The following is a 16487-nucleotide window of genomic DNA, read 5'->3' as shown; positions in this document are numbered from 1 at the left end:
GTCAGCCGGTCAGCGCGCCGCGGCGCGCCCGGGGCGGCTGGGTGATCCGGCGGACGGCCCGTTGGTTGCGCTGCGCCGCACGGGCGGCGACGCGCGGCTGGGTGAGGGCCCGCCGGGTCTGGGTCTGCACGACGCGGCCGACGGTGCTCCGCGTCACCGGCTGCCCGCGCCGGGCACGGCGCACCAGCGGCCGGACCGTCGCGCGGGTCACCGCGGTCGGCAGGATCGTGACGAGCGGCTGCGTGCCCTGCCGGCGGCGTGCCATGCGGGTGAGGATGCTGTTGACCTGCACCAGCTTCGGCACGATGTCGGGGACCAGCCGCTGCAGGACGGCCTGCTCCCGCGGCGTGATCATCATGACCGTCGCCGCCCCGATCAGGGCCTCGGCCTCGTGCGTCGACGGCGTCCGGGCGGCCGCGGCGGCCATCGTCTGCGCGATCGCCTCGTTCTTCGTCATCGGCGCGGCCGGGGACTCGTCCTCGTACTCCAGCTCGTACTCGAGCTCGTCCTCGTACTCCCCCTCGTACTCGCCCTCGCGGCGGCGGACCCGCCGGCGGCGACGGCCGAACAGGCCGCTGATGGCGCTCATCGCGCCGGGCAGGAACTTCGCCGCCAGGGGCAGCGCCTTGGCGGCGAGCGGTGCGGCGGCGGCCAGCAGCGGCAGGAACTGCTCGTCCTCGAACTCCGCCTGACCGGTCCCGGCCGCGCCGAGGACCTCGTCCTCGAACTCGTCCTCGAACTCGTCCTCGTACTCGCCCTCCCCCAGGCCGAGCGCGCTGCCGAGCCCCTGGACCAGCCCGCCGAGGAAGTCCTCGCCCTCGTCCTCGAACTCGTCCTCGAACTCCCCGAGCGGGCTCTCGGCCGACGGCTCACCGAACAGCTCGTCCTCGAACTCGTCCTCGGGTTCGCCCATGAGTTCCGGGTCGAGCGTCTCGAACCCGACCTCTCCGTCCTGCGAAACGCTCATGAGGCCCTCCCTCATCGTGCATTCCTGGCGCCCGCGACGTTAGGGAGGAAACGGCACCGGCCCCATTCACACGTTCCCGGGTCACGTGTCCCGGTGTCACGTGTCCCGGGGTCGCGCGTCCCGGGGTCGCGTGGACGGGGGACGCGGGTCGCCGTCGGCGAGGAGCCGGGCGACCATGGCGGCACGCGAGTTGACCTCGAGCTTGGTGAACACCCGCCGCAGGTGGGTGCCCACCGTCCACTCGCTGATGTCGAGGACCGAGGCGATCATCCGGTTGGTGCAGCCGCGGGCGACCATGCGGACGATCTCCTCCTCGCGCGGGCTCAGCGACACCCCGGCCGGCTGCGCCGGCGCGTCCACGACGGTGACCTGGCAGTCCAGGCCGTCGACGTCGAACTGGACGACGAGCCCGCCGTCGGCTGCGGGCCGGTGGCGCAGGATCTCCCGGACCGTGCGGCGCAGGTCGTGCACGGCGCGGTCGACGGCGTCCTCGGCCTCGGGGAGCGCTCCGCGTGCGGCTGCCGCCACGCCGTCGGCGGACTCCCGGGGCGCCGCCGTCCGGCTGGTCGCTGCGGTCGCTGGCACCCCGGCCTCCGTTCCCCCGGCCCGGTCGGATCGGGCCGACCGTAGACCCGCACGCGGGGTGCACTCGCGTCACACGTCCTGAGGACTGCTGCACCGGCGACCTCTCCCGACCATTCCGCGCGCCATTCCCGGGAGCACGGGGAATGGCCGGACGCAGCTGTCTGCGCCGGTGCGGGCGGCCCCCGGAGGAGGATGCCGCCCGCACCGTCACGGGAGCGTCACCGCCGCGTCACCGCGGGCAGGGTCCTGCGCGGTCACTGGTAGGCGTGGACGACGGCGTGTCCGCGGCCGCGGCCCATCAACCAGCGGTTGACCGGGGTGGTGACGACGAAGGCGACGGCGAACGCGCCGGCCAGCGACAGCCAGAACAGCGCCGAGGACAGGCCGGCCTCCATCGCGCCCGGCACCGACACCACGACGGCGTTGTCGACCAGTTCCATCACCGCGATCGAGATCGTGTCGGCGGCCAGGGCCACCCGCAGCGCCCGGCGGAACGGCAGGCCGGCCCGCAGCACCCCGCGCATGGTCAGCGCGTAGCCGAAGACGAAGGCCAGGGCGACGGCCAGCACGACCGTGGCCGCGGTCCCCCATCCCAGCGCGGTGCCGATCACCATGCCGAGCACCTCACCGATGGCACAGCCGGTGAGGCAGTGCAGCGTGGCCTGCACCGCCGCGGACCAGGAACCGGGGCCGTGCCCGTGCGTCCCGTGCTGGTGGGTGCCGTGCCCGTGTGCCGTGTGCCCGTGAGCGGTGTGCGTCGTCATCTCGTCCTCCGCGGTCGATGCCGTCCGATTTATACCCCCGGGGGGTACCTGCGTCAACCGTCGAGGGCACGGACGACGACCGCCGCCCCACCCGGCGGGTGGAGCGGCGGTCGCGGCGGGGAAGGCGTCAGGAGCGGGCCTGGTCCAGCTCCTCGGCGGAGGGAAGGCCGAGCCGGCGGAAGAGGTCGTTGTCGAGGTCGAGGAAGCTGGTGATGTGCCGGATCCGGCCGTCCTCGATCTCCAGCACGTGCAGCGCCCAGGGCGCGTGGCCGCCGTCGGCGGTGGGCCGGTACTGGGCCACCGCGGGGCTGCCGTTGGCCTCGGTCTGCAGCAGCCGGGAGTTCCGGCAGCCGCTGCCGGGGCCGAGCATCCAGGTGCCGATGTCGGCCGCGCTGCCCAGCCACATCTCGAACGGCGGCATGTGCTGGGTGGCGTCCTCGTGCAGCAGCTTCACGAACGCGTCGATGTCGTAGCGCTCGAACGCGTCGAGGTAGCGGGCGAGCAGCTCGCGGTGGTCGGCGTCGAGGGGCCGCTCCTCGGGGGCGCCGCCCATCGCGGCCAGGGTGGCGCGGGCCCGCTGCAGCGCGCTGTTGACCGAGGCGACCGTGCTGTCGAGCAGCTCGGCCACCTCGTCGGCGTGCCAGCGCAGCACGTCGCGCAGCAGCAGCACGACGCGCTGCCGGGGCGGCAGGTGCTGCAGCGCCGCGACGAAGGCCAGCCGCACCGACTCCCGGGCCACCGCCCGCTCGGCGGGGTCGCCGTCCTCGGGGAGGACCTGCCGGTCGAGGACCGGCTCGACCCAGGCCTCGGCCGGCCGCTTGGCGGCCAGCGAGGCCTCCACCGGCGACCAGGACTGGCCCGAGAGGTCCATCGGCAGCGCCCGGCGCTGCCGGCCGGAGAGCTGGTCGAGGCAGACGTTGGTGGCGATGCGGTAGAGCCACGACCGCAGCGACGAGCGCCCCTCGAAGTCGGCCAGGCTCTTCCACGCCCGGACCAGCGTCTCCTGCACCGCGTCGTCGGCGTCGAAGCTCGACCCGAGCATCCGGTAGCAGTACCCGGTCAGCTCGCGCCGGTGCTCCAGCAACCGTGGGTCGATCTCACCGGACACCCCGCTCAGCACGCTGGTCACTCCGGGCTCCCTCCCTGGTCGGCACCCCTGTCGACGTCCTCCGTCGGCGAGGCGTGCAGTCCACCACGGGGCACCGACCGAACGGGAGCCCCGGAGTGCGCTCCCCGCCCGGACGGGCGGGGAGCCGGCCCCCCTGCAGGGTCCCGCCACGAGCGTGCGAGTGGCGGGGGCAGGGGGGTCCTTCCTCAGGGCAGCAGCGGCTGACCGGCACGCACGAGGCGCCAGTTCTCGGCGGCGAAGTCCGCCGGGTCGATGACGCCGGTCGACTGCGCGCGCTCGATGAGCAGCTGGCGGATCTCCTGCTGCTCGTTGTAGACCACCGGCGCGGTCGAGATGGCCGGGAAGCCACCCCCGCCCGAGCGCCGGTAGTTGTTCACCGCGACGACGAACCGGGCGTCGTCGGCCACCGGCTGCCCGTCGTGGGACAGGCCCACGATCCGCGACCCGACCGGCTGCGCGACGTCGACGTCGTAGGTGACGCCGGACAGCTGGTCGTAGTTGTAGTCGGGGATCCCGTTCGGCGCCTCGGCGACCACGGCGTTGGTGAGCGTCGCCGGGTCGACCTCGCCGGTGGCCGGCGCCGGCTTGTAGTACCGGGCCGAGTACTCGAGGTACTCCCGCAGCTGGGCGCCGGTCAGCGTCACCGCCTCGAGGGTGTTGTCGAAGACGTAGAGCCCGGCGATGTCCCGGACCGTGACGTCACCGGCCGGGAAGGTCGCCGTCCGGCTGAACGGCGCGGCGATCGACAGCACGGGCAGGTCGGCGTACTCCGTCCCCTCGAGCGCGGCGTCGACGGTGTCGGCCTGGACGTCCTGGACGAAGTCGAGGATCGGGGTGTCCTCCCAGGGGCTGGTGGCCGCCGACAGGGCCTGCGCCGAGGTGGCGACGACCTGGTTGACGTAGCCGACCGTGGTCTCGTGCGCCGCGGCGGTCGCGGCGAGCACCTCGGGGTCCTCGGGGTGGTCCTTGGTCCGCAGCGCCTCGGCCGTGACGCCGGTGACGTCCCACTGGCCGCGGGTCTTGGCCAGCGCGACGTCGACCCGGCTGACGGTGGCGCCCCAGCGGTAGGGCTGGGTGAGCACGACGTCCTCGCCGGTCACCTCGTTGCGCACGACCTGCGACGGCTTGTCGAGGTGGGTGTGGCCGACCACCATCGCGTCGATGCCGGGCACCGTGCGGGCGATGACGTCGGTCGGGTTCTCGGTCGGGGCGGCGTCGGGCCCGTAGGACGACGTGCCGCCCACGCCCGCGTGCGACAGGACCACGACGACGTCGGCCTGCCGGTCGACGATCGGCACCCAGTGCTCCGCCGCGGCCACCATGTCCTGGAACTCGACCCGGCCCTCCACGTTGCCGCGGTCCCAGATGGCCGAGCCGGGCGTGGTCAGCCCCAGGATGCCGACGGTCACCGGCTTGTGGCCGGGCACCTGCACCTTCTGCAGGGTGTAGGGCGGCAGGTAGGGCTCCCCGGTGGCGGCGTCGACGACGTTGGCGCCGAGCACCGGGTGGTCGACGTCGTCGGTGTAGGCCTGCAGCAGGTCCAGCCCGTAGTTGAACTCGTGGTTGCCCACGACCTGGGCGTCGTAGCCGATCGCGTCGTAGGCGGCGGCCATCGGGTGCTCGGCGCCGGTCTCGGTGACCGGCTCCTGGCGCGCGTAGTAGTAGCTCAGCGGCGTGCCCTGCAGGAAGTCGCCGTTGTCGACGACGAGGACGCGCTCGTCCCCCTCCTCGGCGCGCACCTGGTCGACGACCGAGCCGACCCGGGCCAGGCCGGTCGTGTCCCCGGAGCGCTCGGTGTAGGGCGCGTTCTTGAAGTAGTCCCAGTCCTGGACCCGGCCGTGCAGGTCCGTGGTGGCCAGCAGGGTGATGTCGAGCTCGTCGGACGGGCCGGGCGGCGCGGCCGCCGCGGGCGTCGTCGCCCCGGCGGCCACGGCCAGCACGGCCACCCCGGCCGAGAGAGCCCAGTTCCTGCGTCGTTGCATGCGGTTGTCGTCCCCTCGCGTTCGCACGCCCGGCGGTCGCGGGCGCCGAGGGACGGTAACCCGTGACGGATGGTTCCGCCACGATCCCGGTGTGTTACTGGTAGGTGATCAGCTGGGGACGCGGCGAGACCTGGGCGATCGTCTCCTCCGGGGTGAGCATCGGGACGTCCTCGTCGTAGAAGTTCTTCCAGCCCCAGTTCAGCCCCGGCGGCCCCACGCTCTGCAGCACCCGCCAGGTGTCCTGCTTGGCCGGCTGCGAGCCCTGCCCGTCGACGTGCACCATGACCGCCAGCTCGTCGCGGGACAGGTCGACCTGCTCGCGGCCGGGGATCATGTCCACCCGGAACTGGTGCAGGACCAGCAGCTTCTGCGGCAGCTGCTTCTCGCGGGTGAGGTCGGCCAGCCAGGTGACCACCCGGTTGACCTCCTCGATCGAGACCGAGCCGATCTGGGTCAGGTGCACCTCGTTCGGCGCGAGCCGCCACTCCGGGTCCAGCGCCAGCCCCACGTAGGGCAGCTCCAGCAGCGGGCGGTACAGCTCGGCCTGGGTGACGAAGTCGGCGCGGCCGGGCTGCAGGTCGATCACGACGTAGAGGCCGGCGGCGCCGGCGGCCTCCACCCAGGGCCGCAGCTCGTCGACCGGCGTCTCGAAGGAGTAGTCGTTGCCGTCGGTCGGGAACGCCGAGGCCACCGTGGCGATGATCTCGAAGGACGGGACGACGGTGGCGTCGGGCACGAGGGCCTCGTAGGGCGCGGCGTGGTCGCGGGCCCGCTGGATCGACGCCTGGACGTCCTGCTCCCCCAGCACGCCGAGCGAGGCGGTGCCCGGGTGCCCGTAGAGCGCCACCATGAAGTGCTCGGGGAACAGCAGCTGCCCGCCGCCGGGCAGCTGCGTACCGGTCGCGGCGGTCGCCAGCTTCCAGTCCAGCCCCTCCTCGGCGCCGAAGGCCGCCCCCAGGGCGACGACGGTGTCCGCGCCGGCCACCGCCTCGACGACGTCCCCGGAGGAGCGCGGGTCGGTCTGTCCCTCGGTGACCTGCACCCGCGCGCCGGCGGCCCGGGCGGTGGCGACGCCGGCCAGCGCGGCGGGGTCGCCGTCGGCGAGGACCAAGGTGGTCTCCAGCGGCTCGCCGCGCTCGACCGCGGGCAGCTCGCCGGAGGACTCGCCGTCGGCCGGCTCCCCGGCGTCCTCGGGGAGCAGCGCGGCGGGCGCGTCCGGCTCGAGGGCGGCCACCGCGGCGGCCTCGCCGCCGGCGGGCACCGGGTCGGCGTCGGCGAGGTCGAGGCCGGTGGCCGCGGCGACGGCGTCGGCGGTGGCCGGGACGGACACGACCTCGACGTCCCCGGGCGCGGTGTCGGCCCCCACCGCGAGGACGGTGCCGGCGCCCAGCCGGTCGAGCTCGGTGGCGACCGCGTCGTCGGAGCCCTCGCCCTCGGGGTCGAGCAGCAGCGGGACGCCCAGGCCGACGGCCGCCGACGACGCCAGCAGCGTGGCCGCGGAGTCGCCCGCGGGGGCGACCACGGCGACGTCGGACTCCGCGAACAGCGCCCGGCTGGCGCTGACCGCGGCGGCGACGGGCTCGGCGTCGGCGACCACGGTCAGCCGCTCGCCGGGGGCGGCGGTGGCGGCCCGCGCGGGCTCCGCGTCCCCGCCGCCGGCACCGCCGCCGGAGGAGGTGCAGCCGGCGGCGAGCAGCAGGGCGCTCACGGCGAGGGGGGCGGCCCGATGGCGCACGCGCGGCACCTCCGTCCGCCGGGCACCCGGTCGCGGGGAGCGCGACGGCGGCGGCGCGCCCGGCGCCTCGACAGTAGCGACGTCCTGGACACCGCCGCCCGCCGCCGGGACGATCGGCGCTCGACATGGACCTCGACACGGACGCAGACGCAGACGGCACGGCAGCCGCTGTCGGGCCAGCCCGACAGCGGATCGACCGGGTGACGGGATCGGCCGGCCGGCGGCGCGTCGGCAGGCTCGGGTCATGACCAGCGAGACCCTCGTGATGCCCACCGCGACCACCCCCTACCGCTCCCGCGTGGCCCGCCAGGCCCTGGTCGACTCCGGCTACGCGCTGCTGTCGCTGCCGATCGGCGTGTTCGCCTTCACCCTCGTCGTCACGGGCGTGGCGGTCGGGGTCGGCACGCTGGTGATCTGGGTCGGGGTCGCCGTCCTCGCCGGGACGCTGCTGGCCGCCCGCGGTCTGGCCGCCGCCGAGCGGGCGCAGCTGCCGGCGGTGCTGGGCCACGAGGTCCCCCGGCCGGCCTACCTGACCCCCGACGGCGGCCGGGTGCGCCGGCTGCTGACCCCGCTGCGCGACCCGCAGTCCTGGCTCGACGCGCTGCACGCGGTGCTGCGGCTGCCGGCGGCCGTGCTCGCCTTCTCGGTCACCGTGACGACGTGGGCGCTGGCGCTGGGCGGGCTGACCTACTGGGCCTGGGACTGGGCGCTGCCCGACCCGTCGGCCGACCCCGAGAACGCCGACCTGCTCGAGCTCCTCGGCCTCGAGTCCTCCCCCGCCCGGCGGATCCTGCTGTACGTGGCCGTGGGCGTCGTCGCCGCGGTGCTGCTGCCCGTCGTCGTGCGCGGTGTCGCCCTGCTGCACGCCGGACTCGGCCGGGTGCTGCTCACCTCGCGGGCCGCGACCCAGGCCGAGATCGGCCGGCTCTCCCGCGGCCGCGACGCCGCCGTCGCCGCCGAGGCCGTGGCGCTGCGCCGCCTGGAGCGCGACATCCACGACGGCCCGCAGCAGCACCTGGTGCGCCTCGGCATGGACCTCTCCCGGGCGCAGCGGCAGCTCGACCGCGACCCCGCCGCCGCCCGCACCACGATCACCGAGGCCGGCGTCCTCGCCCGCGAGGCGCTGGAGGAGCTGCGCGCGCTGTCCCGCGGCATCGCCCCGCCGGTGCTGGCCGACCGCGGCTTGGCCGCCGCGCTGGCCGCGCTGGCCGCCCGCTCGCCGGTGCCGGTCGAGCTGGCCGTCGACCTGCCGGAGCAGCGCCTGGCCCCGGCCACCGAGAACAGCGCCTACTTCGTCGTCAGCGAGGCGCTGGCCAACGTCGCCAAGCACAGCGGGGCCCGGGTGTGCCGGGTCGAGGTGGGCCGGTCCGGCGACCTGCTGCGGGTGGTGGTCGAGGACGACGGCGCCGGCGGTGCGCTGACCGTGCCCGGCCACGGCCTGGCCGGGCTGGCCGACCGGCTGCGGGCGGTGGACGGGGTGCTGACCGTCGACAGCCCGCCCGGTGGCCCCACGCGCACGGTCGCCGAGCTGCCGTGGGTGTGAGCGAGCCCGGCCGGCCGCTGCGGGTGGTGCTCGCCGAGGACTCGGTCCTGCTCCGCGAGGGGCTGGTCCGGCTGCTCGAGGAGGCGGGCACCACCGTGGTGGCCGCGGTCGGCGACGGCCCGTCGCTGGTGCGCGCGGTCGGCGAGCTGCGGCCGGACGTCGCCGTCGTCGACGTGCGGATGCCGCCCACCCACACCGACGAGGGGCTGCGCGCCGCCGTCGAGGTGCGCCGAGCGGTGCCGGGGACGGCGGTGCTGGTGCTCTCGCAGTACGTCGAGGTCGCCTACGCCGACGAGCTGCTGGCCGACGGCCGCGGCGGCGCCGGCTACCTGCTCAAGGACCGGGTCACCGACCTCGACCAGCTGCTGGCCGCGCTCGACGACGTCGTCGCCGGCGGCACGGTGCTCGACCCGCAGGTGGTGGCCCAGCTGTTCGCCCGGCGCCGCGCCGACGACCCGGTGCGCCGGCTGACCCCGCGCGAGCGCGAGGTGCTCGGGCTGATCGCCGAGGGGCACTCCAACACCGCGATCGCCCGCGTCCTGGTGGTCACCCCCGGCGCGGTGGAGAAGCACACGCAGCGGATCTTCGCCAAGCTCGGCCTGGCCCCCGACGAGGACCGCAACAGCCGGGTGATGGCGACGCTGGCCTACCTGCGCGGCTGATCGGCCAGCGCCGCCTCGACGTTGGCCACCATCCGCGCCAGCCCGGCCACGACCGCGGCGTACTCCTCGGCGGTCAGCCCGTCGGCCACGCGACGTCGGAAGGCCCCGACGGCGGCGGCCAGCCGCTCGTGCGCGCTCCGCCCGTCCGCGGTGGGCGCGAGCGTCGCGCCGTCGTCGGCCAGCCAGCCGCGGGCGGCCAGGTCGGCGAGCGCGGCGTCGAGGTCCGCCGGCCCGGCGAAACCGGCCAGCGCGGCGTGCAGGTCCGCGCGCGGCACCGGCCCGCCGGCCACCGACTGCAGCAGCTGCCAGTGCCGGCGGGTCAGCCCCTCCCCCGCGACGACGCCGTCGAGACCCTCCTCGAGCAGCTCGTCGAGCCGCCTGACCCACCACCCGACCGGCCGCTGTCCCTGCACGCGGGCATCGTGGCACCGCGGAACACGGTCGCGGGACGTCGTCCCCGCCCGGTAGACAGCAGGGGTGACCGATGTCGCCGACCTGCGCCCCGCGACCGCCGAGGAGTGGCCGGCCTTCGGCCGCGCCCTGTTCGACACCTTCGGCGAGGAGCCGCCGGGCTCGTTCCTCGAGCGCGTCCCCGTCACCGCCGAGCTCGACCGGTCGCTGGGGCTGTGGGAGGGCGACCGCGTGGTCGCCACCTCGGGCGTCTACACCCGGGAGCTGACCGTCCCCGGCGGGGTCGTCCCGTGCGCCGCGGTCACCTGGGTGACCGTGGCGCCGACGCACCGGCGCCGCGGCGTGCTGACGGCGATCATGCGGCGCCAGCTCACCGAGCTGCACGAGCAGGAGCGCGAGCCGGTCGCGGCGCTGTGGGCCTCGGAGTCCTCGATCTACGGCCGCTTCGGCTACGCCCCGGCCACCGTGCGCGGTGGCCTGTCCGGCGACGTCGCGCGGATGCGACTGCGGCCCGACGTCGACCTGGGCACCGGGCGGGTGGAGCTGGTCGGCGCCGACGACCACCGCGCGGCCGTGGTCGGCCTCCACGACCGGCTGCGCCGCACGGTGCCGGGCAACCTGGACCGCGACGAGCGCTGGTGGGGCCGGCTGCTGGAGGACGACCCGGGCCAGCGCCGCGGCGCCACCGAGCGCCGGTACCTGCTGCACACCGAGACCGACGGGACGGTCACCGGTTACGCCGCCTACCGGGTGAAGGCGCACTGGACCGACGACGGCCAGCCCGACGGCACCGTCGACGTCGAGGAGCTGCGCGGCGCCACCCCGTCGGCGCACGCGGCGCTGTGGCGGTTCGTGCTGTCGCTGGACCTGGTCCGCACCGTGCGCGCGTCGACCGCCTCGCCCGACGAGCCGCTGCGGCACCTGCTGGCCGAGCCGCGGGCGCTGCGCTCGCAGCCGTTCGACGCGCTGTGGGTCCGGCTGGTCGACGTCGGCCGCGCCCTGGCCGCCCGCCGCTACCCCGCCGTGGTCGAGCTGGTCATCGAGGTGCGCGACCGCACCTGCCCCTGGAACGACGGCCGCTGGTGGCTGCGCGGTCACCCGGCGGGGGCGTGGTGCGCCCGCACCGAGGCCGACGCCGACCTGGTGGTCGACGTCGAGGCGCTGGGCGCCGCCTACCTGGGCGGGGTGTCGCTGGCGACGATGCAGGCCGCCGGCCGGGTCACCGAGGTCAGCCCGGGCGCGGTGACCCAGGCCGCCACGGCGTTCCGCTGGCCGGTCACCCCCTGGTGCCCCGACGAGTTCTAGTCAGACGACGTCGCCCGGGTCGGCAGACCCCCGGCGGGGCGGTGGCGGTTCTGCTCGTAGTCCGAGATCAGCCCGATCCGGCGGACGTGCCGCTCGTCGCCGCTGAACGGGGTGCGCAGGAACTCCATCACCAGCGCGGTGGCCTCCTCGACGGAGTGCTGCCGGGCGCCGACGGAGACGACGTTGGCGTCGTTGTGCTGGCGGGCCAGCTGCGCGGTCTCGGTGTTCCACACCAGCGCGGCCCGCACGCCGGGCACCTTGTTGGCCGCGATCTGCTCGCCGTTGCCCGAGCCGCCGATGACCACGCCGAGGCTGCCCGGCTCGACCACCACGCGCTCGCCGACCTCGATGCAGAACGGCGGGTAGTCGTCCTGCGGGTCGTAGTCGAAGGCGCCGCAGTCGACCGGCTCGTGACCGGCCTCGGTGAGCACCTGCTTGAGGTGCTCCTTGAACTCCAGCCCGGCGTGGTCGGTGCCGACGAAGACGCGCATGGGCCGAGTCTGTCAGGGTCGGCCCGTGGCGGTGCTCGGGGTCGACGGCTGGCGCGGGCGCTGGGTGGGGGCGCTGCTCGAGGGACGGTCGGTGCGGTTGCTCGACCTGCCCGACGCCGCCGCCGTCCTCGCCGTGCCCGACGTGGCGGTGGTCGCCGTCGACATGCCGATCGGCCTGTCCGACGACGGCCCGCGGGCCTGCGACGTCGCCGCGCGGGACGCCCTGCGCGGGCGAGGCGCTGCCGGCTCGGTCTTCCCCGCGCCGGTCAGGGCGGTCCTGGCCGCCCGGGACTACGCCCACGCCCGCGAGCTGTCGGTCGCGGCGACCCGCGGGCGGTCGCTGTCGGCGCAGTCCTTCCGGCTGACGCGCGCGATCCGCGACCTCGACGACGCCCTCGGGCAGCCGGCCGACCCCCGGGTCCACGAGGTGCACCCGGAGCTGGCGTTCCGGCAGCTCGACGACCGGGTGCGCGACCCGAAGCCCACGGCGCGGGGTCAGGGACAGCGGCTGCGCGCCCTCACGCCGGTCATGGACGTCCTGGACGCGCTGTCCGGGGCACCGGAGGGCGTTCCTGCCGTCGACGCGCTCGACGCGTGCGCCGCCGCGTGGTCGGCGCGGCGGGTGGCCGACGGCGACGCGGAGTGCGTGGGCGACGGGTCGACCGACGCCCGCGGCCGGCCGATGCGGATCTGCTGGTGAGCGTCACCGAGGTCGCCGACGGCGTGTTCGTCCGGCGGCACGCGTCGCTCGACCTCAACTGCGGCCTGGTCGTGGGCGACGGCGCCTGCCTGGTCGTCGACACCCGCTCGTCCCTGGCCGAGGCCGCCGACCTCGCCGCCGCCGTCCGGCGGGTGACCCCGCACCCGTGGACGGTCGTGAACACCCACGCCCACTACGACCACTGCTTCGGCAACGCGGCGTTCCGGCCGGCGACGGTGTGGGGCACGCGCGGCTGCGCGGCCGACCTGCGGGCCACCGGCGAGGCGCAGCGCGCGGCGCGGGTCGCCGAGCTGCGCGCCGCCGGGGACGACGCGGCCGCCGAGCAGGTGCGGCAGGCGCCGCTGGACCCGCCGGACGCGCTGGTCGACGACGTGGCGGTGCTCGACGTCGGCGGGGTCGAGGTGGTGCTGCGGTTCCTCGGCCGCGGGCACACCGGACACGACCTCGTCGTCGAGGTGGAGGACGGGACCGTGTTCGCCGGCGACCTGGTCGAGCAGGGCGCCCCGCCGGCGTTCGAGGACGCCTTCCCCGCCGAGTGGCCCGCGACGCTGGGCCGGCTGCACGCGCTCGCGCGGGGCGCCGTCGTCCCGGGGCACGGCGCCGTCGTCGACGCGGACTTCGTCGGGGCCCAGCGGGAGGAGCTGCTCGCGGTGCTGGCCGCGGTCCGGGCCGGTGACCTGGACCGGGGGCCCTACGACGCGGCGACCATGCGCGTGGCGGCCGCCCGGCTCCGGTGAGGCGCGTGCACTTCCGCGGATGTGCCCTGGGCACGTCCGCGGAAGTGCACGGTGGGGGTCAGCGGCGGGTCAGCTGCAGCACGTCGGCCGGCACCGAGGACATGTCCGGGCCGGAGGTGCGGGTGCGCTTGAGCTCCCAGAAGTCGGGGAGGTTGGCGAGCAGGACGGCGCCGTCGAAGGCGCGGCCGGCGTCCTCACCGGTGGGCACCCTGCTGATGACCGGGCCGAAGAACGCGACGCCGTCGATGTGCATAACCGGCGTGCCGACGTCGTCGCCGACCGGGTCCATGCCGGCGTGGTGGCTCTTCTCCAGCGCCTCGTCGTACTCGGTGGAGCCGGCCGCCTCGGCGAGCTCGGCGGGCAGGCCGACCTGCTCCAGGGCCGGGGCGATGATCTCGTCGAGCTCCTTGCCCTCGTGGTGCCGCAGCGTGCCCATGGCGGTGTAGAGGTCGCCGAGGACCTCCTCGCCGTGCTTCTCCGCGGCGGCGATCGCGACCCGGACCGGGCCGATCGCCTGCTCCATCATCTGCTGGTACTCCTCCGGCAGGTCCCGCCCGCGGTTGAGCACCGACAGCGACATGACGTGCCAGTGCAGGTCGATGTCGCGCACCTTCGCCGCCTCGAGGACCCAGCGGCTGGTCAGCCAGGCCCACGGGCACAGCGGGTCGAACCAGAAGTCCACCCGGGCCGTCGTGGGGGCGCTCTGCACTGCCTCGGTCATCGCGGGAACCCGCCTCTCGTCGTCGTCCGGCCGCCGGCGAGCGGCGGCCACTCCACCGCTCGCAAGTGCCCCGGCCGGGCGGTTGTTCCCCCGTCGCCGCCGGGCGTGTCGGACGGCCGTGGGAAGCTGCCGCGTGTGGCCGTACCCAACCTGACCCGCGACGACGCCGCCGCGCGCGCCCGCCTCCTGGCCGTCGACAGCTACGACCTGGCGTTCGACCTGACCGACGGGGAGGGTCGCCCGGGCGCCGGGACCTTCCGCTCGACGACGACGGTGACCTTCACCTGCCGCGAGCCGGGGGCGGGGTCGTTCGTCGACCTGGTCGCCGAGACCGTCCGCTCGGCCACGCTCAACGGGGTGGAGCTCGACGTCTCCACCTACACCGAGGAGGGCGGGCTGCCGCTGCCCGACCTCGCCGCGGACAACACCCTCGTCGTCGACGCCGACTGCCGGTACTCCAACTCCGGGGAGGGCCTGCACCGCTTCCAGGACCCCGAGGACGGCCAGGTCTACCTCTACACGCACTTCGAGCCGGCCGAGGCCAAGCGCGTCTTCGCCTGCTTCGACCAGCCCGACCTCAAGGGCACCTACACCGTCCACGTCGTCGCGCCGTTCGACTGGCAGGTCGTGTCCAACACCGGCGACCGCACGATCGAGGCCGGTCCGGCCGGCTCGCAGCTGGTGCACTTCGGCGCCACCAAGCGGCTGTCGACCTACCTGTTCGCGCTGGTCGCCGGCCCCTACGCGCGGGTCACCGACGCCTACGAGGACATCCCGCTCGGGCTGTACTGCCGCGCCTCGCTGGCCGAGCACCTCGACCCCGACGAGCTGTTCCGGGTCACCAAGCAGGGCTTCGAGTTCTTCCAGCGGGTCTTCGACTACCCGTACCCGTTCGACAAGTACGACCAGCTGTTCGTGCCGGAGTTCAACGCCGGGGCGATGGAGAACGCCGGCGCGGTGACCATCCTGGAGGACTACGTCTTCCGGTCCCGGGCCACGCGGGCCACCTACGAGCGCCGCGCCGAGACGGTGCTGCACGAGCTCGCGCACATGTGGTTCGGCGACCTGGTGACCATGCGCTGGTGGGACGACCTGTGGCTCAACGAGTCCTTCGCCACCTACATCTCCACGCTGTGCCAGGCCGAGGCCACCGAGTACACGACCGCGTGGACCACCTTCGCCAACGCCGAGAAGGCCTGGGCCTACGCGCAGGACCAGCTGCCCTCGACCCACCCGATCGCCGCCGACATGGTCGACGTCGCCGCCGTCGAGGTGAACTTCGACGGGATCACCTACGCCAAGGGCGCGTCGGTGCTGAAGCAGCTGGTGGCCTACGTCGGCCGCGAGGAGTTCCTCGCCGGCATCCGCCAGTACTTCCGCACCCACGAGTACGGCAACACCACGCTGGCCGACCTGCTCGACCCGCTGTCGGAGGCCACCGGCCGCGACCTCACCGAGTGGTCCCGGCAGTGGCTGGAGACCAGCCAGGTCAACACGCTGCGCCCGGTGTCCGAGGTCGGCGACGACGGCCGGTACACCTCCTTCGCCATCGAGCAGACCGCCGTCCCCGAGCACCCGGTGCTGCGCCGGCACCGGCTGGCCGTCGGCCTCTACGACCGCGGTCCCGAGGGGCTGACCCGCACCACCCGGGTGGAGCTCGACGTCGACGGCGAGCGGACCGAGGTGCCCGACCTGGTCGGCCACCCGGCCGCCGACCTGGTGCTGGTCAACGACGACGACCTCACCTACGCCAAGCTGCGGCTCGACGAGCGCTCGCTGGCCACGCTGCGCGAGGCGATCGGCGCCCTGTCCGACCCGCTGGCGCGGGCGCTGTGCTGGTCGGCGGCGTGGGACATGACCCGCGACGCCGAGCTGCCCGCCCGTGAGTGGGTGCAGCTGGTGCTGGCCGGCATCGACGCCGAGACCGAGATCAGCGTGGTGCAGTCGCTGCTGGCGCGGGTGCAGTCGGCGCTGACCTCCTACGCCGACCCGGCCTGGGCGCCCACCGGCTGGACGGCGCTGGCGGACGAGGCGCTGCAGGAGCTGGAGTCGGCCGAGCCGGGCAGCGACGTGCAGCTGCAGTGGTCGCGCACCCTCGCCGCCGCCGCGCGGACCGAGGAGCACGCCACGGTGCTGCGCGGGCTGCTCGACGGGTCGCGGACGGTCGAGGGGCTGGCCGTCGACGCCGACGCGCGCTGGGCCTTCCTCAACGGCCTGGTCGCGATCGGTGCGGCCGGTGACGCGGAGATCGACGCCGAGGCCGAGCGGGACGCCACCGCCACCGGCGCCCGGCGGGCTGCCACGGCGCGGGCGCTGCGGCCGACGGCGGAGGCCAAGGAGGAGGCGTGGAAGCGGGCCTTCCACGACGCCGACGTCCCCAACGCCGTGCACGAGGCGCTGGTGGCCGGGTTCTGGCACCCCGCGCAGCGCGAGCTCACTGCCGGGTACGTCGACCGCTACTTCGCCGAGATCGGCCCGATGTGGGAGCGCCGCCCGGGTGAGATCGCGAAGAACGCCGTCCAGTACCTGTTCCCGCCGGTGGTCGAGGAGCGCACGCTGCAGGCCGCCGACGCCTGGCTCGGGCAGGACGGCCAGCCCGCGCCGCTGCGCCGGCTGGTGACCGAGGGCCGCGACGGCATCGCCCGCGCGTTGCGCGCCCGGCAGCGGGACGCCGCCGCGAACTGACCCGCACGGCCGCCGAGGGCCCGGGAGGACGCCGTCCTCCCGGGCCCTC

The 16487-nt window shown here is 75.3% G+C and carries 15 protein-coding genes; 6 read left to right on the top strand and 9 right to left on the bottom strand.

Going from position 1 to position 16487, the window contains the following annotated elements; all coding sequences use genetic code 11:
• Window position 1 precedes the first annotated feature (1 nt).
• The 6 genes from ACI780_RS19810 to ACI780_RS19785 form a co-directional block, all read right to left on the bottom strand.
• Window positions 2-967, bottom strand: a complete 966-nt coding sequence (locus tag ACI780_RS19810) for a hypothetical protein (RefSeq protein WP_457005149.1) — start codon at window positions 965-967, stop codon at window positions 2-4.
• Window positions 968-1063: 96 nt separating this feature from the next.
• A complete protein-coding gene (locus ACI780_RS19805) occupies window positions 1064-1552 on the bottom strand; it encodes a helix-turn-helix transcriptional regulator (RefSeq protein ID WP_457005147.1) in 489 nt (162 codons plus the stop codon).
• A gap of 254 nt (window positions 1553-1806) precedes the next feature.
• Window positions 1807-2316 (bottom strand): DUF4396 domain-containing protein, encoded by a 510-nt coding sequence (locus ACI780_RS19800; RefSeq protein ID WP_457005145.1) that lies wholly within the window; start codon window positions 2314-2316, stop codon window positions 1807-1809.
• Between the two features lie 127 nt (window positions 2317-2443).
• Window positions 2444-3445: a sigma-70 family RNA polymerase sigma factor gene (locus ACI780_RS19795; protein ID WP_457005143.1), complete on the bottom strand. Its 1002-nt coding sequence runs from the start codon at window positions 3443-3445 to the stop codon at window positions 2444-2446.
• A gap of 185 nt (window positions 3446-3630) precedes the next feature.
• Complete coding sequence (locus ACI780_RS19790) at window positions 3631-5427, bottom strand: bifunctional metallophosphatase/5'-nucleotidase (RefSeq protein WP_457005141.1); 1797 nt, start codon at window positions 5425-5427, stop codon at window positions 3631-3633.
• 94 nt (window positions 5428-5521) lie between these two features.
• A complete protein-coding gene (locus ACI780_RS19785) occupies window positions 5522-7162 on the bottom strand; it encodes a hypothetical protein (RefSeq protein ID WP_457005139.1) in 1641 nt (546 codons plus the stop codon).
• Between the two features lie 244 nt (window positions 7163-7406).
• Between ACI780_RS19785 and ACI780_RS19780 the strand changes: the two genes are divergently transcribed.
• Both ACI780_RS19780 and ACI780_RS19775 read left to right on the top strand, forming a co-directional pair.
• A complete protein-coding gene (locus tag ACI780_RS19780; protein ID WP_457005137.1) occupies window positions 7407-8705 on the top strand; it encodes a sensor histidine kinase in 1299 nt (432 codons plus the stop codon).
• Entirely contained in the window at window positions 8702-9367 is a 666-nt protein-coding gene (locus tag ACI780_RS19775) for a response regulator (protein ID WP_456872964.1), read from the top strand. The genes ACI780_RS19780 and ACI780_RS19775 overlap by 4 nt, the downstream gene beginning before the upstream one ends.
• On the opposite strand, the gene ACI780_RS19770 is transcribed toward ACI780_RS19775, so the two are convergent.
• A complete protein-coding gene (locus ACI780_RS19770) occupies window positions 9352-9780 on the bottom strand; it encodes a hypothetical protein (protein ID WP_457005135.1) in 429 nt (142 codons plus the stop codon). The genes ACI780_RS19775 and ACI780_RS19770 overlap by 16 nt on opposite strands.
• Before the next feature lie 64 nt (window positions 9781-9844).
• Between ACI780_RS19770 and ACI780_RS19765 the strand changes: the two genes are divergently transcribed.
• A complete protein-coding gene (locus ACI780_RS19765; RefSeq protein ID WP_457005133.1) occupies window positions 9845-11083 on the top strand; it encodes a GNAT family N-acetyltransferase in 1239 nt (412 codons plus the stop codon).
• On the opposite strand, the gene ACI780_RS19760 is transcribed toward ACI780_RS19765, so the two are convergent.
• The gene (locus ACI780_RS19760) at window positions 11080-11574 is read right to left on the bottom strand and encodes a ribose-5-phosphate isomerase (RefSeq protein ID WP_457005131.1); all 495 of its coding nucleotides are present in this window, start codon (window positions 11572-11574) and stop codon (window positions 11080-11082) included. The genes ACI780_RS19765 and ACI780_RS19760 overlap by 4 nt on opposite strands.
• 25 nt (window positions 11575-11599) lie before the next feature.
• Between ACI780_RS19760 and ACI780_RS19755 the strand changes: the two genes are divergently transcribed.
• Both ACI780_RS19755 and ACI780_RS19750 read left to right on the top strand, forming a co-directional pair.
• Window positions 11600-12274: a DUF429 domain-containing protein gene (locus tag ACI780_RS19755; protein ID WP_457005129.1), complete on the top strand. Its 675-nt coding sequence runs from the start codon at window positions 11600-11602 to the stop codon at window positions 12272-12274.
• Window positions 12271-13032 (top strand): MBL fold metallo-hydrolase, encoded by a 762-nt coding sequence (locus ACI780_RS19750; protein WP_457005127.1) that lies wholly within the window; start codon window positions 12271-12273, stop codon window positions 13030-13032. The genes ACI780_RS19755 and ACI780_RS19750 overlap by 4 nt, the downstream gene beginning before the upstream one ends.
• A gap of 58 nt (window positions 13033-13090) precedes the next feature.
• Here ACI780_RS19750 and ACI780_RS19745 read toward each other — a convergent pair whose 3' ends face one another.
• Complete coding sequence (locus tag ACI780_RS19745) at window positions 13091-13753, bottom strand: mycothiol-dependent nitroreductase Rv2466c family protein (protein WP_457005125.1); 663 nt, start codon at window positions 13751-13753, stop codon at window positions 13091-13093.
• A gap of 135 nt (window positions 13754-13888) precedes the next feature.
• Between ACI780_RS19745 and pepN the strand changes: the two genes are divergently transcribed.
• The gene (gene pepN, locus ACI780_RS19740) at window positions 13889-16438 is read left to right on the top strand and encodes an aminopeptidase N (protein WP_457005123.1); all 2550 of its coding nucleotides are present in this window, start codon (window positions 13889-13891) and stop codon (window positions 16436-16438) included.
• Window positions 16439-16487: the final 49 nt, after the last annotated feature.

Source organism: Geodermatophilus sp. SYSU D00814, assembly GCF_054050055.1.
This window is presented reverse-complemented; position numbering and strand designations above follow the sequence as displayed.